This is a genomic window from Burkholderia sp. Bp9016 (assembly GCF_003857765.1).
Taxonomy (GTDB): domain Bacteria; phylum Pseudomonadota; class Gammaproteobacteria; order Burkholderiales; family Burkholderiaceae; genus Burkholderia.
Window position 1 is genome coordinate 12,383 of sequence record NZ_QTPY01000018.1, and the last position, 17,281, is coordinate 29,663.

General features: G+C 67.4%; 14 protein-coding genes. 8 read left to right on the plus strand and 6 right to left on the minus strand.

Going from position 1 to position 17,281, the window contains the following annotated elements:
* Positions 1 to 139 precede the first annotated feature (139 nt).
* From pdxY to DIE13_RS21665, 3 genes are all read left to right on the plus strand, one after another.
* The gene (gene pdxY, locus DIE13_RS21650; protein ID WP_124829128.1) at positions 140 to 1,000 is read left to right on the plus strand and encodes a pyridoxal kinase PdxY; all 861 of its coding nucleotides are present in this window, start codon (positions 140 to 142) and stop codon (positions 998 to 1,000) included.
* Positions 1,001 to 1,272: 272 nt separating this feature from the next.
* Positions 1,273 to 3,417: a phosphocholine-specific phospholipase C gene (locus tag DIE13_RS21655; RefSeq protein ID WP_124829130.1), complete on the plus strand. Its 2,145-nt coding sequence runs from the start codon at positions 1,273 to 1,275 to the stop codon at positions 3,415 to 3,417.
* Positions 3,418 to 3,771: 354 nt separating this feature from the next.
* Positions 3,772 to 4,920 (plus strand): branched-chain amino acid ABC transporter substrate-binding protein, encoded by a 1,149-nt coding sequence (locus DIE13_RS21665; protein ID WP_124829132.1) that lies wholly within the window; start codon positions 3,772 to 3,774, stop codon positions 4,918 to 4,920.
* Positions 4,921 to 5,138: 218 nt separating this feature from the next.
* On the opposite strand, the gene DIE13_RS21670 is transcribed toward DIE13_RS21665, so the two are convergent.
* Complete coding sequence (locus DIE13_RS21670) at positions 5,139 to 5,900, minus strand: FadR/GntR family transcriptional regulator (protein WP_124829134.1); 762 nt, start codon at positions 5,898 to 5,900, stop codon at positions 5,139 to 5,141.
* A 422-nt stretch (positions 5,901 to 6,322) separates the two neighbouring features.
* On the opposite strand from DIE13_RS21670, the gene gudD reads away from it, so the two are divergent.
* On the plus strand, positions 6,323 to 7,675 hold the full coding sequence (gudD, locus tag DIE13_RS21680) for a glucarate dehydratase (RefSeq protein ID WP_124829138.1): 1,353 nt from the start codon (positions 6,323 to 6,325) through the stop codon (positions 7,673 to 7,675).
* A 157-nt stretch (positions 7,676 to 7,832) separates the two neighbouring features.
* On the opposite strand, the gene DIE13_RS21685 is transcribed toward gudD, so the two are convergent.
* From DIE13_RS21685 to DIE13_RS21695, 3 genes are all read right to left on the minus strand, one after another.
* Positions 7,833 to 8,297: a DUF2214 family protein gene (locus DIE13_RS21685; RefSeq protein ID WP_124829140.1), complete on the minus strand. Its 465-nt coding sequence runs from the start codon at positions 8,295 to 8,297 to the stop codon at positions 7,833 to 7,835.
* A 37-nt stretch (positions 8,298 to 8,334) separates the two neighbouring features.
* On the minus strand, positions 8,335 to 9,135 hold the full coding sequence (locus tag DIE13_RS21690; protein WP_124829142.1) for a hypothetical protein: 801 nt from the start codon (positions 9,133 to 9,135) through the stop codon (positions 8,335 to 8,337).
* 237 nt (positions 9,136 to 9,372) lie between these two features.
* Entirely contained in the window at positions 9,373 to 10,437 is a 1,065-nt protein-coding gene (locus tag DIE13_RS21695; protein ID WP_124829144.1) for a glycosyltransferase family 4 protein, read from the minus strand.
* A gap of 564 nt (positions 10,438 to 11,001) precedes the next feature.
* Between DIE13_RS21695 and DIE13_RS21700 the strand changes: the two genes are divergently transcribed.
* On the plus strand, positions 11,002 to 12,831 hold the full coding sequence (locus tag DIE13_RS21700; protein WP_124829146.1) for an ABC transporter ATP-binding protein: 1,830 nt from the start codon (positions 11,002 to 11,004) through the stop codon (positions 12,829 to 12,831).
* A gap of 80 nt (positions 12,832 to 12,911) precedes the next feature.
* On the opposite strand, the gene otsA is transcribed toward DIE13_RS21700, so the two are convergent.
* A complete protein-coding gene (gene otsA, locus DIE13_RS21705; protein ID WP_124829148.1) occupies positions 12,912 to 14,291 on the minus strand; it encodes an alpha,alpha-trehalose-phosphate synthase (UDP-forming) in 1,380 nt (459 codons plus the stop codon).
* Positions 14,288 to 15,040: a trehalose-phosphatase gene (gene otsB / locus DIE13_RS21710; protein WP_124829150.1), complete on the minus strand. Its 753-nt coding sequence runs from the start codon at positions 15,038 to 15,040 to the stop codon at positions 14,288 to 14,290. Before otsB ends, otsA begins: the two co-directional genes overlap by 4 nt.
* A gap of 283 nt (positions 15,041 to 15,323) precedes the next feature.
* On the opposite strand from otsB, the gene DIE13_RS21715 reads away from it, so the two are divergent.
* From DIE13_RS21715 to DIE13_RS21725, 3 genes are read left to right on the plus strand one after another with little or no spacing between them, the layout of a single operon-like run.
* Complete coding sequence (locus DIE13_RS21715; protein WP_124829152.1) at positions 15,324 to 15,959, plus strand: SCO family protein; 636 nt, start codon at positions 15,324 to 15,326, stop codon at positions 15,957 to 15,959.
* Between the two features lie 8 nt (positions 15,960 to 15,967).
* Positions 15,968 to 16,408 carry a copper chaperone PCu(A)C gene (locus tag DIE13_RS21720; RefSeq protein ID WP_124829154.1) on the plus strand — a complete coding sequence of 147 codons (441 nt, stop codon included), beginning with the start codon at positions 15,968 to 15,970 and terminating at the stop codon, positions 16,406 to 16,408.
* A 10-nt stretch (positions 16,409 to 16,418) separates the two neighbouring features.
* A complete protein-coding gene (locus DIE13_RS21725) occupies positions 16,419 to 17,279 on the plus strand; it encodes a cytochrome c oxidase assembly protein (RefSeq protein WP_124829156.1) in 861 nt (286 codons plus the stop codon).
* Positions 17,280 to 17,281: the final 2 nt, after the last annotated feature.

Genomic DNA, 17,281 nt, shown 5'->3' on the forward strand with positions numbered 1-17,281 from the left:
GGACGGCTCCGCGCCCAGCGATTCTACGCGGTCGGCTGACGACGGCGCGCAACACTCGATGGCCGGGCGACTTCCGCGTGCGCGATGAACTCGGGTATCGTGTGACGTGCCCCCTGAAACGCGTGTAGGCGAATACCCCATGAAAAACGTCCTCAGCATTCAGTCGCACGTCATCTACGGACACGCCGGCAACAGCGCGGCCGTGTTCCCGATGCAGCGCCTCGGCGTCAACGTCTGGCCGCTCAACACTGTCCAGCTGTCGAATCACATGCAGTACGGCCACTGGGCCGGCAGCGCGATCGACGCCGCGAAGATGGAACAGCTCGTCGACGGCGTCGCCGCGATCGGCGCGCTCAAGCGCTGCGACGCGGTGCTGTCCGGCTTCGTCGGCTCACCGGCGCAGGCGCGCGCAACGGTCGAAATCGTGCGCGCGGTGAAGGCGATGAATCCGAATGCGTGGTACTTCTGCGATCCGGCGATGGGCCAGACGGGCGGCATCCGGCCCGAGCCCGGCGTCGAGGAGTTCATCGTCCAGGAAATGCCGGCGCTCGCCGACGGCATGTCGCCCAATCACACCGAGCTGCAGAAGCTCGCCGGGCGGCGCATCGAGACCGTCGCGGAAGCCGTCGACGCGTGCCGCGCACTGATCCGCCGCGGCCCGAAGATCATCCTCGTCAAGCACCTGCACGATCGCAACAGCGCGGCCGACCGCTTCAACATGCTCGCCGTCACCGAAACCGAAGCGTGGATCGGCCAGCGTCCGCTGTATGCGTTTCCGCGGCATCCGGTCGGCGTCGGCGACCTCACCAGCGCGATCTTCGTCGCGCGCCGGCTGCGCGGCGACTCGGTGCGCGCCGCGTTCGAGCACACGCTGGCAGCCGTGCATGCGGTCGTGAAAGCGACCTACGACGCGCGCCGCTACGAGCTCGAACTCGTCGCCGCGCAGGATGAAATCGCGCGCCCGAGCGAATGGTTCGGCGCGTGGGTGACCGACGCCTGACGCGTCCGTTTCGTCCGTTTCACCGGCGTGCGACACGCGCCGCCCCGCCCCCTCACCACCTCCTCTCCCCAAGCAGGCTCGTCGGCGCAACACCGGCCGAAGCTCCTCCGGAACACGCATGCAAACGTTTCCGGGCTTCACATGAATGACACCGAATCCTCGCTATGCTCGCGGCGGCACGACCGGCGCAGCCGCATCCTGCGCCCCGGACGCGCTCACATTCTTCGCATGTCCCGCCAATCGGCTCCCTCCATTACCGCACGATAACGACCATGACCCGATCGAACCGTCGTGACTTCCTGCGCGTCGCCGCCGGCACCGCCGGCGCCGCCGCGCTGAACCTGTTCCCGCCCGTGATCCGCGATGCGCTCGCCATTCCCGCGAACCGCCGTACCGGCACGATCCGCGACATCGAACACATCGTGATCCTGATGCAGGAGAATCGCTCGTTCGACCATTACTTCGGCACGATGCGCGGTGTCCGCGGCTTCGGCGACCCGCGCCCGCTGCGTCTCGCGACCGGCAAGTCGGTGTTCCATCAGCCGGTCGGCCCGGCCGAACTCCTGCCGTTCCACCCGGGCGCGGACAAGCTCGGCCTGCAGTTCCTGCAGGACCTGCCGCACGGCTGGCAGGACATGCACGCCGCCTGGAACAAGGGCCGCTACGACCAGTGGGTGCCGAACAAGGGCACCACGACGATGGCGTACCTGAAGCGCGACGACATCCCGTTCCACTACCAGCTCGCCGACGCGTTCACGATCTGCGACGCGTACCACTGCGCGATCCCGAGCTCGACCGACCCGAACCGCTACTACATGTGGACCGGCTACGTCGGCAACGACGGCACGGGCGGCGGCCCGGTGCTCGGCAACGAGGAAAAGGGCTACGGCTGGACAACCTATCCGGAGGTGCTCGAACAGGCCGGCGTGTCGTGGAAGATCTACCAGGACGTCGGTACCGGGCTCGACGCGAACGGCTCGTGGGGCTGGACGCAAAACCCGTACATCGGCAACTACGGCGACAACTCGCTGCTGTACTTCAACCAGTACCGCAATGCGCTGCCCGGCACGCCGCTGTACGACAAGGCGCGCACCGGCACCAACATCAGCGCCGGCGGCACGCTGTTCGACGTGCTGCAGCAGGACGTGAAGAACGGCACGCTGCCGCAGGTGTCGTGGATCTGCGCGCCGGAGGCGTACTCGGAGCACCCGAACTGGCCGGCAAACTACGGCGCGTGGTACATCGAGCAGGTGCTGCAGGTGCTCGTGTCGAACCCGGACGTGTGGAGCAAGACCGCGCTCTTCATCACCTACGACGAGAACGACGGCTTCTTCGACCACGTGCCGCCGCCGTTCGCGCCGCAATCGCGCGACAACGGGCTGTCAACGGTCGCGACCACCAACGAGGTGTTCGCCGGCGACGCAACGCACATGGCCGGCCCGTACGGGCTCGGGCCGCGCGTACCGATGCTCGTCGTGTCGCCGTGGACCAAGGGCGGCTGGGTCTGCTCGCAGACGTTCGATCACACGTCGCTGCTGCAATTCATCGAGGCACGGTTCGGCGCGCAGTATCCGGTCACGGCCGCGAACGTGGCGCCGTGGCGCCGTGCGGTGTGCGGCGACCTGACGGCGGCATTCGACTTCGCGACGTCCGACGCCGCATGGCCGACGCTGCCCGACACGACCGGCTATGCGCCGCCCGACCGGGCACGCCACCCCGACTACATCCCGGTGCCGCCGGTGCTGCAGAAGCTGCCGAAACAGGAGGCCGGGCTGCGGCCGGCACGCGCGCTGCCGTACGAGTTGTTCGTGCACGGCCGCGTCGAAGCCGCGAACGGCCAGTTCCGGCTGACCTTCGCGAACACGGGCCGCGCGGGCGCGTCATTCCAGGTGCAGTCGCGCAACCGCCTCGACGGCCCGTGGACGTACACCGTCGAAGCCGGCAAGCGGATCGCCGACACGTGGAGCGCGGCCGCATCGCTCGGCCTGTACGACCTCGACGTGTACGGCCCGAACGGCTTCTACTGCCATTTCCGCGGCCCGTTCGCGACCGGCGTCGGCAGCGCGAGCGTGAACCCGGAGGTGATCTACGGCTACGACGTCGCGAACGGGAACGTCACGCTGCGCCTCATGAACCGCGGCCACAAGGCGGTTCGGCTCAAGGTGACGAACGCGTACGGCCACGGCGGCACGCGCACGTTCGACCTGGCGCCGGGCGCGCAGATCGACGACTACTGGGATCTGCGCGGCAGCCACGGCTGGTACGACCTGACGGTCAGCGACGGCCGGCTGCTCGGCTTCGTGCGCCGCTTCGCGGGCCACGTCGAGACCGGCCGCCCGAGCATGAGCGACCCGCTGATCCGCACGAACGCGTCGCACGACCACATCGAGGCAGCGTCGGACGCCCTGTCCGACTGACGACGGCGCGGACGCGGCGCGGCCCGTGGCGAGCCGCGCCGCCCGCACGCACGCCCCTGCCGTCCGTTCGTGACGGGAAACTCCCGATACCGGCCGCCCCCGCACGCGCGGAAGCTATGCGCAAATCCGCAGCGAATGCGCGGTAAATTGCCAAGACCTGCGCATATCGGCGACCTATATATCGAGGCGATCGGGGCTCCTCATGGAGCCTGACGGGAGATTCTTCCGGGAATTCATCATGCCGACCTCCCCGCCCGATTCAGAGAAGCGGTCGAACCGCCCGCCCGTCGCACGCGCCCGGCCCGCCGGATGCGTGCGGTACCCACCCGCTGGTGTAGAACAAGAGGAAAGAACATGAAATTCCGTCATTCCCTGCTGTCGGTGTCGGTCGTATCCGCGCTTACCCTCCTCTCGCAGCAAGTCGCCCAGGCCGCCGACACGACCGACGTGAAGGTCGGTTTCGCCGCGCCGCTCACCGGCGTGAACGCCGGCTACGGCAAGGATCTCCAGAACGGCGTGCAGCTTGCGCTCGACGATGCCGTCGCGCAGAAAGTGGCGATCGCCGGCAAGCCCGCGAAATTCAACCTCGTCGTGCAGGACGACCAGGCCGACCCGCGCATCGGCGTGCAGGCCGCGCAGGCGCTCGTCGACCAGAACGTATCGGTGGTGATCGGCCACTTCAACTCCGGCACGACGATTCCGGCGTCAGTGGTCTACGACAAGGCCGGCATCCCGGTGATCGACCCGGCCGCGACCAACCCGACGCTCACGTCGCGCGGGCTCGCGAACATGTTCATGGTGATCGCGACCGACGGGCAGAACGCGGGCAACGCGGGCAAGTACGCGGTCGACGTGACGAAGGCGAAGCGCATCGCGATCATCGACGACCGTACCGCATTCGGCCAGGGCGAAGCTGACGAGTTCGAAAAGGCCGTGAAGGCGGCGGGCGGCAACATCATCGACCGCGAGTTCACCAGCAACCAGGCGGTGGACTTCCGCGCGCAGATCACGAACCTGAAGGGGAAGAGTCCGGACCTGATCTTCTTCGGCGGCCTCGATTCGCTCGCCGCGAACTTCATCAAGCAGATGCGCCAGCTCGGGCTGAACGCGCAATTCGTCGGCGGCGGCGGCGTGAAGGACAACGAGTTCATCAAGATCGCTGGACCGGCGGCAGAAGGTGCGATGGCGTGGGAATATGGGCGTCCGCTCGACGAACTGCCGCAGGGCAAGGATTTCGAGCAGCGTTTCAGGAAGCGCTTCGGCGTCGACGTGCTGTCGTACGCGCAGTTCGGCTATGACGCGACCTGGGCCGCGATCAAGGCGATGCAGGCGGCAAATTCGACCGATCCGAAGGTCTACCGCCCGGCGCTGAAGAAGGTCGACTTCGAGGGCATCACAGGCCGCATCTCGTTCGCGAACGACGGCTCTCTGAAGAGCGGGATGTCGACGCTGTATCAGGTGAAGAACGGCACGTGGAAGACCATCGTGACGAAGGGGGGCTGATCGGGCCGACCCGGCGCATCGGGTAACCGGGGGCCGGCGGCGAGGAACGCCGGCCGGCCCTCTTCGCATGGGAGTCCCGAACAGACGACACACGTGCGGAACGATCGGTGCACGCGCACCGATCTCATATGACGACTGATGTTTTGGGTACTTGACCGCAGCCTGCCGACCGCGGCCACACGCGCATCGCGGGCCGCGCCGCCGTTGTCGGTCGCCGGTCAGCCGGCCTGCGTGTCGCGTTCCGCCTCGGCCGCTTCGTGCGCGCGGCGCAGCCGTTCGCGGCTGTTGGTCAGGTGCGTGCGCATCGCGGCGCGCGCGGCCTCCGGGTCGTGACGCGCGATCGCCTCGTAGATATCCTCGTGCTCGTGATTGAGCCGGCCGACATAGCGCTCGAGGTCATCGCCGGCGAAGCGCGCCGAATTCACACGCGTGCGCGGAATGATCGATGCGCCGAGCTGCGTCATGATGTCGACGAAATAGCGGTTGCCGGTGGACTGCGCGATCTGCAGATGGAACTGGAAGTCGAGCTGGGCCGTGTCGCGGCCGCCCCCCGCCCCCGATGCGATCGCGTCGAGCGCGCGCCGCAGCGCGGCGAGGTCGGTGTCGTTCGCGCGCTGCGCGGCGAGGCTCGCGCATTCGCTTTCGAGGCTGATGCGCAGCTCCAGCACGGCGAGCACGTCACGCAGCGTCGTGATGGTCGCGGGATCGATGCCGAGCGTCTGGCGACGCGACGGCTCGAGCACGAAGCTGCCGATGCCGTGGCGCGTCTCGATGAGGCAGCTCGCCTGCATCCGCGAGATTGCTTCGCGCACGACCGTGCGGCTGACGCCTTGCGCCGCCATGACTTCGGTCTCGGTCGGCAGCTTGTCACCGGGGCGCAGCGTGCCGTTTTCGATCTGCGCGGTCAGCGCGTCGACGACATCTTGTGCGAGGCTGCGTGCGCGACGGCGCGGCGCTGCGGGAAGCGTGGGCACGGACATGAGGCCGGTTCCTTTGAATATCGTAGTAATGTGAGCCGAGGGTTTACGCGGGGTTTGAGCGAACGCCGATGATTCATTATACTGCGTCACAAGTCATCCGACGACTGATGATCTCGACACGGATCTCCTGTGACCCAGGCCGGCGCAAGCACCAGCCGGATCCCGTGTTCACGATCGGCCAGCGTTCGCGCCCGTGCGCGTCTGCCGGCTCCCGGTGTCGCGGTCGATCGAAGCGCGCATTCGCGCCTGGCTCCGATCCGTCGCGCCGCCGGCATCGAGCGGGTCGCCCTCACCCTTTCGGGTTGCCGTCGACATGCGGGGCTTGCGCGCCGCGCACGTCGGTTGTCGAATGATCGCACCTCCCGCCGCGCGCGGCAAAGATTTTGCCGCACGGCATCGCCCACTCTTTTGCCATCGCCGCCATGAACGCCGTCAACGCCTCGACTTCCCATGACACGCCGCGCATCGTCGACCTGCAAGCCATCCCCGTCGCCGGTCACGACAGCATGCTGCTCAACCTGAGCGGCGCGCACGGCCCGTTCTTCACCCGCAACCTCGTGATCCTGAAGGACAGCGCGGGCCGGACCGGCGTCGGCGAGGTACCGGGCGGCGAAAGCATCCGCCGCACGCTCGATGATGCGCGCGCGCTCGTCGTCGGCCAGCCGGTCGGCAACTACCACGCGGTGCTCAACGAGGTACGGCGCACCTTTGCCGACCGCGACGCGAGCGGCCGCGGCCTGCAGACCTTCGACCTGCGCACCACGATCCACGCGGTCACCGCGCTCGAGGCCGCGCTGCTCGACCTGCTCGGCCAGCACCTCGGCGTGCCCGTCGCGGCGCTGCTCGGCGAGGGGCAACAGCGCGAGCACGTCGAAATGCTCGGCTACCTGTTCTACGTCGGCGACCGCACCAGGACCGCGCTGCCCTACCGCGACGGCCGCGGCGCGACCGACGACTGGACGCGCGTGCGCGACGAAGCCGCGCTCACGCCCGAGGAAGTCGTGCGTCTCGCCGAAGCCGCGCATGCACGCTACGGATTCAACGACTTCAAGCTGAAGGGCGGCGTGTTCGAAGGCGCTCGCGAGGTCGAAGCCGTGACGGCGCTGGCGGAGCGCTTCCCGCAAGCCCGCGTGACACTCGACCCGAACGGCGCATGGTCGCTCGACGAAGCCGTGCGGCTGTGCCGCGACCTGCACCACGTGCTCGCGTACGCGGAAGACCCGTGCGGTGCGGAAAACGGCTACTCGGGCCGCGAAGTGATGGCCGAATTCCGCCGCGCGACCGGACTGCCGACGGCCACCAACATGATCGCGACCGACTGGCGGCAGATGGGCCACGCAGTGCAGCTGCAGGCCGTCGACATCCCGCTCGCCGACCCGCACTTCTGGACGATGCAGGGTTCGGTGCGCGTCGCGCAGATGTGCCGCGACTGGGGTCTCACGTGGGGCTCGCACTCGAACAATCACTTCGACGTGTCGCTCGCGATGTTCACGCACGTCGCCGCCGCGGCGCCCGGTCAGGTCACCGCGATCGACACGCACTGGATCTGGCAGGACGGCGAAGGGCTCACGCGCGAGCCGCTGAAGATCGAGAACGGGCTGGTCGAAGTGCCGAAGCGGCCGGGCCTCGGCGTCGACCTCGACATGGATGCGGTCGCGCGCGCGCACGAGCTGTACAAGCAGCACGGGCTCGGCGCCCGCGACGACGCGGCGGCGATGCAGTATCTGATTCCGGGCTGGACGTTCAACAACAAGCGCCCCTGCCTCGTGCGCTGAGTGCGGGACGAACCGGGCGGCGGGTCCGCCCGGTCACGCATCGATGCGCGAATTCCCGCGCATATCGGCGGGCGTCGAATGAAAATGCCCGGAAAAAACGGAACCGGCAGGCTGCGGCCGACTTCGGATCCGGTCGGCAACGTCTATCCGCTCGGCCCTACCCGCCTGCTCCAATCCCCCGCGCCACCCCCGATGCGGCGAACACGATGATCATGATCAGCACGGCCTGCCAATGGCCGATGCGCACATAGGTCGGCGCGCGGCCGAGATCGGGCATCTGCCGCCGCCGAGCAGCGACGCGCCAGCGAATCAGTCCGAGCATCGGCACGATCTCGAGCAGCAGGATCAGCACGAGCGCGGTCATCTTGATGTGGAAAAGCGGCTCGTGAAGATAGTACGCGGCACCTTTCTCGAAGCCGCCGAATGCGCGCGTGAGCCCCGTCGCGATCAGCACCAGCGCGGACAATCCCCACACGGCATCGGCCTTGAATACGCCCGGCAGGTCGGCCGCCTGCACCGACGCGATGACCCGGCGCAGCGCACGGTTGCGCGCTGCGATCGCGGCGAACGCGACCCCGAACGCCATCAGATGAACGGCTGCCAGCAACCAACGGACGATCATTGCGCCTCCTTGTCGCCCGCGCGCCGCGCAGGCCGTGTCAGACGATCTGCTTGAGCGCCGCGTCGAGCGCGAGCACGGCGACGCGGTCGCCCTCGGTCGCGAGCGGCGTGCGCATCACGATCTGCCGGTTATGGCCGACGGCCGCCGGCGAATCCCACAGCAACTCGACCTTCGGCCGCCGAAACAGGCTGCCGCGACGCGGCGGCACGACCGCCGGCTGCGCCCCCTGCTCACCGGCGGCGGACACGGCCCGACCTGGCCAGCGCACCGACAGTTCGCGCGCGTCGTATTGGCCGACCTTGCGGCTTTCCATCCAGACGATCGCGGTGCGCGTGAGGGTGTCCAGCGAAATCGCATAGCGGCCGACCGCGAAGCGGCGCGCTGCCACGTTGGTACGCCACAGCGGCCGCGGACGGCACATCCACACGATCGCCGCATAGAGCGCCGGCGCGGCGACGAGCCAGCCGTTGGTCGCCGTCACCGCGTGCAGTGCACGCCGCCAGCCAGCCGCCCACGCGAACGCGCCGATCGACCACACGGCAAACAGGAAACCGATCAGCGCGAAGACGCGCAACGCCTGGCGCAGCCACTGCGGCAGCGGATGGAACGGCCGTTCGGCGCGCGCGGCGGCGCCCGGCAGCGCGAGCAGCAGGAAGATCAGCACGAGGTAGACGAACGCCCAGGGCGACGACACCATTGCGGACAGCGACGCACGATAGCCCATCTGGGACATCGAGAACAGCCAGCGCGCGAACAGCACGAGACCGATCGCGCGCAACGCGAAGATCACGCCGGCGCCGGGGGCCGGCGCTGCGCGCGTGGTTTTCGTTCTCGCCAAGACTGCTCTCCTCTCGATGTTCGTGCGGGGGGCCGGATTTCACGGCACGGCCATTATAGGGACATTACCGTCTGGACAGACGGCGGGATGGCGTGCAGGACCGCTTCCGGGGCCGTTCGTGGCGCCGGGCGCGGCGAGAATACAACAGATCCGCGCCGCAGATGTGACAACGCCCCGCCGGAAACCCGGACGGGGCGTCGGTGACGGCCGCGCACCTCCGCGGCCGGCAGTCCGGCATCAGCTTGCGTTGACTTCGCGCAGCACCGTGCGGCGCTTCTGGCGCAGCAGTTCTTCGTAGCCTTTCACGTAGTTCTGCGCCATCACCTTCGACGAGAAACGTGCTTCGAACGCAGCGCGAACCTTCTCGCGCGGCAGCATATCGAGGCGCTTGAGCGCCGCGACGGCCGACAGCTCGTCTTCGACGACGAAGCCCGACACGCCGTTGTCGATCACTTCCGGCACCGAGCCGCGCTTGAACGCGATCACCGGCGTGCCGCATGCCATCGCTTCGATCATCACCAGACCGAAAGGCTCCGGCCAGTCGATCGGGAACAGCAGCGCATGCGCATTTCCCAGGAATTCGGTCTTTTCCGACTCGCTGATTTCGCCGATGTACTCGACGTGCGGCAGCGCGAACAGCGGCTTGATCTTCTCTTCGTAGTACGCGCGGTCAGCCTTGTCGAGCTTCGCGGCGATCTTGATCGGCAGGCCGGCCTGCTCCGCGATGCGGATGGCCGTGTCGACGCGCTTTTCCGGCGAGATGCGGCCGAGGAACGCGAGGTAGCTCGGCTTCACGTTCGGGATCGGCGTCAGCAGGTTTTCCGGCAGGCCGTGATAGACGGTCGACAGCCAGTTCGCCTGCGGCAGCGGGATGCGCTGGTTGTCGGAGATCGACACGACCGGCACGTCGCTGAAAGCGTTGAAGATCGGCTGCAGTTCCGGCAGGTCGAGACGGCCGTGCATCGTCGTCAGATGCGGGACCGGCTGGCGCGAGAACAGCGAGAACGGGTAGTAGTCGATGTGGCAGTGCAGGACGTCGAACTCTTCCGCGCGGCGGCGCACCTGCTCGAGGAGCAGCATGTGCGGTGCCATCACGTCGCGGATCGTCGGGTCGAGGCGCAGTGCCTGCGGCCAGCACGCTTCGAGCTTCGCGGAAGTTTGCGAATCGCCGCTCGCGAAGAGCGTGACGTCATGCCCCATCTCGACAAGTGCTTCGGTCAGATAAGACACCACTCGCTCGGTACCACCGTACAGCTTCGGGGGAACCGCTTCGTGCAACGGAGCGATTTGGGCGATTCGCATGCGTAACTCCTAAAAAATCGGCTAAAAACCAGGTATGGGTCGGCAACCTGCCGGCAGTCCGGGCTGGATGCATTTCGTCCGACCATCAGACGAATCAGCCTGCCGGGAGCGTCGAAACCCGCGCTGCTCAAGGAGCGTCGGCGACGCGACAGGCATAGAACGTTTGAAACGAAGACCCGTTGACAGGGGTTCGTAAAAAACCTGGAATCGAACCCGGAGCCGATTATCTAGGGTTAATCCCGAGACGGCGCACAACATTTCAAACACTTTACTTTGTTACAAAGGTGCAACACTTTGCAACCCGCGGACTTGGGTGTCCGTTCTAGAGTGGAAGGCCCTTTTGGCGCTCCGAGTCATCTCGTCGCTGTCGGCATGCGATTCCGGCGTACACGGCAGGACGGATGCCGGATTTTATCTCAAAATTGATCGCACGCCCCTGACCAAGGCAAGATTCGCGCATGCGCAATGCACGGCCTTGTTTACAATGCCGGATTATTCAGTCCGGGCGATCGCCGGCTGCGATCCAGCCGCCACGCTCAATCACCGAATCACCGCACGCATATTTTGGAATCTCTCACCCCTGCCCAGCGCAACGCCCATAATGCGAAGCTGTCGAGCTACGCGCATCGGCCGATCGCGTTCCTGTTCCGCTACATCCGCCTGCATCCCGTCGCGCACCTCATCGTGCTCTGCAGCGTGCTGGCCGCCGTCGGCTGCGCGCTCGGCTCGCAATACGCGATCAAGCACCTGATCGACGTGCTCGCGGCCGGGCGCCATCATCCGGGCCCGCTGTGGAGCGCCTTCGCGCTGCTCGTCGGGCTGATCGCGGCCGACAATCTGTTGTGGCGCGTCGGCGGCTGGGTCGCCGCGCACACCTTCGTCGCGGTCACCGGCGACCTGCGGCGGGACCTGTTCCAGTACCTGAGCGGCCATTCGCCGACCTACTACTCGGAAAAGCAGCCGGGCACGCTCGCGAGCCGCATCACCGCCACGTCGAACGCCGTCTATACGTCCGAGAACACGATGGCGTGGAACGTGCTGCCACCGTGCATCGCGGTGATGGGAGCGATCCTGATGATCATCGTCGTGAACCCGTTGATGGCCGCCGGCCTGCTCGGCTGCTCGGCCGTGCTCGCCGTCGTGCTGTTCAAGCTCGCCGGGCGCGGCTCCGCACGCCATCACGCATTCGCGTCGAAGGCGGCCGCGGTCGACGGCGAGCTCGTCGACGTGATCGGCAACATGGGCCTCGTCCGCGCGTTCGGGATGACGCTGCGCGAACAGAAGCGTTTCGGCGCGACGGTCAAGGCCGAGATGGACGCGCGCCAGCAAAGCCTGCTCTATCTCGAGAAACTGCGCCTGCTGCACGCGGTGATCACCGCGATGCTGTCGGCCGGCCTGCTCGGCTGGGCGCTGTGGCTGTGGGACCAGGGCCGCGCGACCTCCGGCGACATCGTGCTCGTCAGCTCGCTCGGCTTCACGATCCTGCACGGCACGCGCGATCTCGCGGTCGCGCTGGTCGACGTCACGCAGCACGTGGCACGCCTGTCCGAAGCCGTGAAGACGCTGCTCGAGCCGCACGGAATGCCGGACCGCTCCGACGCGCAGCCGCTGGCGGCCAAGGGCGGGCGCGTCGATTTCGAACGCGTGACGTTCGCGTACCCGCACCGCCGCGCGATCCTCGATCACTTCGACCTGCATATCGAACCGGGCCAGCGCGTCGGCCTGATCGGCAAGTCGGGCGCCGGCAAGTCGACCGTGCTGGCACTGCTGCAACGCTTCTACGACACGCAGGACGGCGCCGTGAAGGTCGACGGGCAGGACGTGAAGGGCATCACGCAGGACAGCCTGCGCCACGCGATCGCGCTCGTGCCGCAGGATATCTCGCTGCTGCACCGGACGATCTACGACAACATCGCGTACGGCCGCCCCGAGGCGACCCGCGAGGAAGTGCTTGCCGCCGCGCGCGACGCGCGCTGCTCGGAGTTCATCGAGGCGATGCCGGAAGGCTACGACACGATCGTCGGCGACCGCGGCGTGAAGCTGTCGGGCGGCCAGCGCCAGCGCATCGCGATCGCGCGCGCGATCCTGAAAGACGCGCCGATCCTGCTGCTCGACGAAGCGACGTCGGCGCTCGACAGCGCGTCGGAAGAAGCGATCCAGGCCGCGCTCGACCGCCTGATGGTCGGCCGCACGGTGATCGCGATCGCGCACCGGCTGTCGACGCTGCGCAATTTCGACCGGATCATCGTCATGAGTAACGGCAAGGTGATCGACGACGGCAACCCCGACGTGCTGCGCAATCGTCCGGGCCTGTACCGCGACCTGCTCGCGAAGCAGCACGGCCGTCATCACGCCCCCGACGGCACCACTCCGACCGGCGAACGCGCGGCCTGACGTCGCGGCGTACATCCGATAAAAAAGCCGCCGTGCTCGACGCACGGCGGCTTTTTTCCTCCCGTCACGCAGCGTGCCGGCTACACGTGCTGCAGGTCGCGCAAGAAGTTGTCGCGCCACACCGACACGTTGTTCTCGCGCAACTGCGCGATCATGTCCGCGTAACGTGCCCGCCGCTCGGTGAGCGGCATCGTCAGCGCCTGCGACAACGCATCGGCCATCCCGCCGATATCGATCGGATTGACGATCAGCGCGCCCGTCAGCTCGCGCGCGGCACCCGCGAAGCGCGACAGCACGAGCACGCCCGGATCGTCCGGATTCTGCGCGGACACATACTCCTTCGCGACGAGGTTCATCCCGTCGCGCAACGGCGTGACGAACCCCACCCGCGCCAGCCGGTACAGCGCGGCAAGCACCTGCCGGTCGTACTGGCGGTGAATGTAGAGGATCGGCGCCCAGTCGAGCTCCGCATAGCGTCCGTTGATGCGGCCCGACTCCGCTTCGAGCTGCAGGCGGATGTCCTGGTACGCGCGCAGGTCGGCGCGCGTCGATGGCGCGATCTGCAGGAACGACACGCGGTTGCGAATCGACGTCTGGTGTTCCAGCAACTTTTCGAACGCGCGGAACCGCTCGACGAGCCCCTTCGAATAGTCGAGCCGGTCGACGCTCATGATCAGCTGGCGCCCGCGCAGCGACGTCGCCAGCGTGCGCACCGCCTTGCCATGCTCGCCCGCCTGCGCAAGCGACGCGATCTCGTCCGGATACACGCCGATCGGATAGGCTGCCGCCCGCAGCGTCTTGCCGAACGCGCTCACGCGCACCGTGCGCCCTTCGCGCGCCACTTCGCCCCCCGCCTCGAACTCGACGTAATCGCAGAATGCGCGCAGGTCGGGCTCGGTCTGAAAGCCGAGCAGGTCGAACGCGCACAGCGATTCGACGAGCTCGCGATGCGGCGGCACGTTGACGAGCACTTGCGCGGCCGGAAACGGGATATGCAGGAAAAAGCCGATGCGGTTCTTCACGCCGGCGGCCCGCAGCGCACGCGCGAACGGGATCAGGTGATAGTCGTGCACCCAGATCACGTCGTCGTCCTGCAGCAGCGGCACGAGCTGCTGCGCAAGCCAGACATTCACGCGGCTGTAGCCGTCGAATTCGTGGCGATCGTACTGGATCAGGTCCGCGCGATAGTGGAAGGCCGGCCACAGCGTCGCGTTCGAGAAGCCGCGGTAATACTGGTCGTAATCGCGGCGAGACAAACCGACGGTCGCGAACGTCACGGGCCCGCGCTCCTCGATGCGGATCTGGGGCGCCCCGGACGCGACCACCTCGCCGCTCCAGCCGAACCACATGCCGCCCGTCTCCTTCAGGGCGTCGTAGACGCCGATCGCGAGGCCGCCCGCCGCCGGTTCGCCTTCCGAAATCGGGGCGACGCGGTTTGAAACGATGATGAGTCGGCTCATGCGCCCGGCTGCTCCGCGTCGAGCCAGCGCGCGATCTGCGCGTGCAGCGCGTCGACCGAGTCGAGCCGCGTCCGGGCCGACGTCTCGCCCGCGCCGATCTTGATCGACAGGCCGCCGCGCGCGTTGACCACCGCGAAGCCTTTCTCGTCGGTCAGGTCGTCGCCCGCGAACAGCGGCACGCGACCCGCGAACGGCGGCTCGTCGAGAAAGGCGGCCAGCGCACGGCCCTTGTCGACGCCTTTCGGCTTGATCTCGAACACCATCTTGCCGGGCTGCAGCACGTACGCATCGGCATATTCGGCAACGAGGCGCTCGGCCGCTTCGCGTGCCACCGGCTCGCGCTCGGGCGCATTGCGGTAGTGCAGCGCGACGGCCGCCCCCTTGATTTCGAGCAGCATGCCCGGGTGACGGTCGACGACGGACGCCAGCTCGCGCTCGATGCGCAGCAGCCGTTCGTCGTTGAAGCCGATGCGCTGCGTGTCGCCGTTCGCGTCGCGCCGCTCGGCGCCGTGCAGGCCAGCGATCGGCAGGCCGGACATGTTCAGGAACGTGTCGAGGTTGTCGATACCGCGACCCGACACGATCGCGACCGCGCCGTGCGAGCGGCGCCGCAGTTCATCGAGCAGCGTCAGCAGTGACGGCGGCACATGGATGCTGTCGGGCGTCGGTGCCAGCTCGACGAGCGTGCCGTCGAAGTCGAAGAAGAACGCGGTATCGGTCAGGGACAGGGAAGCCGGAACGGATTGCATCGATTCGATAGTCTGAGGGACGACCAGCAAACGCCGGGCCGCCGCTGCGCGAATGAAATTGTGCGCATCTTACCGCGCCTGAGTACCGAGATGGGCGAAACCGCTGCACTGCCGGCCTTGCGCCGCTCGCCGCGTCAACTGCGACATATTGCCCCGCTTGCCCGCCCGTATGGGTTTCGAAAGGACGCAGGCGCGGGAATTGCGCTACAGTCGGCAACCGTCGGCCGGTGCGACGCATGGCGCTGCGCCGGCCGACGACCGTTCCATCCGATCGAGCCCCAGGATGTCGTCTGCCCGTTCCGCGCCGCCCCGGCGCTTCAACCGCTTCATCCGCACGGCCGCGGCGCTGGCCACCACCGTCGCGCTCGCCGCATGCACGCATGACGAGCCGAACTGGCACCTGACCAACGTCACCGGCCACCTGCCCGACCTGTCGTTCACGCTGACCGGCGGCGACGGTCGCCCGATCCACGCCGACGCATTTCGCGGCCGCGTCGCGCTCGTGTACTTCGGCTACACGCACTGTCCGGACGTCTGCCCCGAAACGATGGCGCGACTGATGGAAGTGCTCGCGAAACTCGGCCCGCAGGCCAACGACGTGCGCATCCTGTTTGTCTCGGTCGATCCGGCGCGCGACACGCCGCAGGCAATGCAGTCGTACGTCGCCGCATTCGACGCTGCACACGCACGCGGACTGACCGGCACCGACGGCCAGATCGAATCGCTCGCGAAGCGCTATCGCGTCGCATACCAGATGGAAAAGCGCGATCCGTCCGGCGGCTACGAAGTCACGCACAGCTCGGCCGTCTACATCTTCGACGCAAACGGCCGCGCGCGCCTGCTCGCGACCGGCCGCGATTCGCCCGACGCCATCGCCGCCGATGTGCGCCGGATCATCGACACTGCCTCCGCCACCTGAATTTCGACATGAAGACGACCCTCAAGACGTTCGCCCTCCTCGCCGCACTGTGTACCGGCGCGCACGCCTATGCCGCCGGCGGGATCACCGCGCAGAATGCATGGGTGCGCTGGCTGCCGAACCAGTTGCCTGCGGGCGGCTACGTGACGCTCGTCAACACGAGCGACAAGCCGGTCGATCTCGTCGACGTCGACAGCCCCGACTACGGGATGGCGATGCTGCACCAGACCGTGTCGAACGGCTCGACGCAGAAGATGGAAATGGTCGACAAGCTGACGATCCCCGCACGCGGCAAGGTCGACATCGCGCCGGGCGGCTATCACTTCATGCTCGAGGAACCGAAGCACACGATCAAGCCGGGCGACACCGTGCACCTGCGCCTGAAGTTCTCCGATGGCGAGACCGTCGACACGCCGTTCGCCGTGAAGTCGCCGGCCCAGGCGAAGTGATGCGCGCGCGATGAACGTCCTGTACTGGCTCGATCCGTGGGAACCGTCGCCGACCGTGGTCATCGCGGTGCTGACGGCCGCCGTGCTGTTCGCGCGCGGCGTGAAAAAAGCGAAAGTGACGCCGCTGCGGCAATTCTCATTCTGGTTCGGGCTGACGGCGCTCTACATCGCGCTGCATACGCGGCTCGACTATTTCTTCGAGCACGAATTCTTCATGCACCGCGCGCAGCACCTCGTGCTGCACCATCTCGGGCCGTTCTTCATCGCGCTCGCCTACCCTGGCGCGGCGATCCGCGCGGGCATTCCGTTTCGCTGGCGACAGCGCTTCGTGCGTCCCGCCCTCGCGTGGGCGCCCGTGCGCGCGACGCTCGACGTGGTGTTCCATCCGGTCGTAGCGGTCGTGCTGTTCGTCGGGCTGATCTATTTCTGGCTGCTGTCGCCGATCCACTTCGTCGCGATGCTCGACTGGCGTCTGTATCGCGTGATGAACTGGAGCATGGTGATCGACGGGCTGCTGTTCTGGTGGCTCGTCGTGGATCCGCGCCCCGCGCCGCCCGCGCGGCTGTCGCCGGGCCGCCGGATCCTGATCGTCGTCGCGGCCATCCCGCCGCAGATCGCGCTCGGCGCGCTGATCTTCTTCACGCCGCACGAGCTGTATCCGATCTACTCGATCTGCGGACGCGCGTTCACGTGGTTGAGCCCGCTGCGCGACCAGCAGATCGGCGGCCTGCTGCTCTGGATTCCCGGTTCGATGATGAGCGTGATCGGTGCGCTGATCGCGCTGCGACACTGGATGCGGCTGTCGGCACGCGGCCGTTTGATCGACGAGCAGGCTGCCGCGCGCCCGTCGGTGACGCGCACCGCCCACTGACG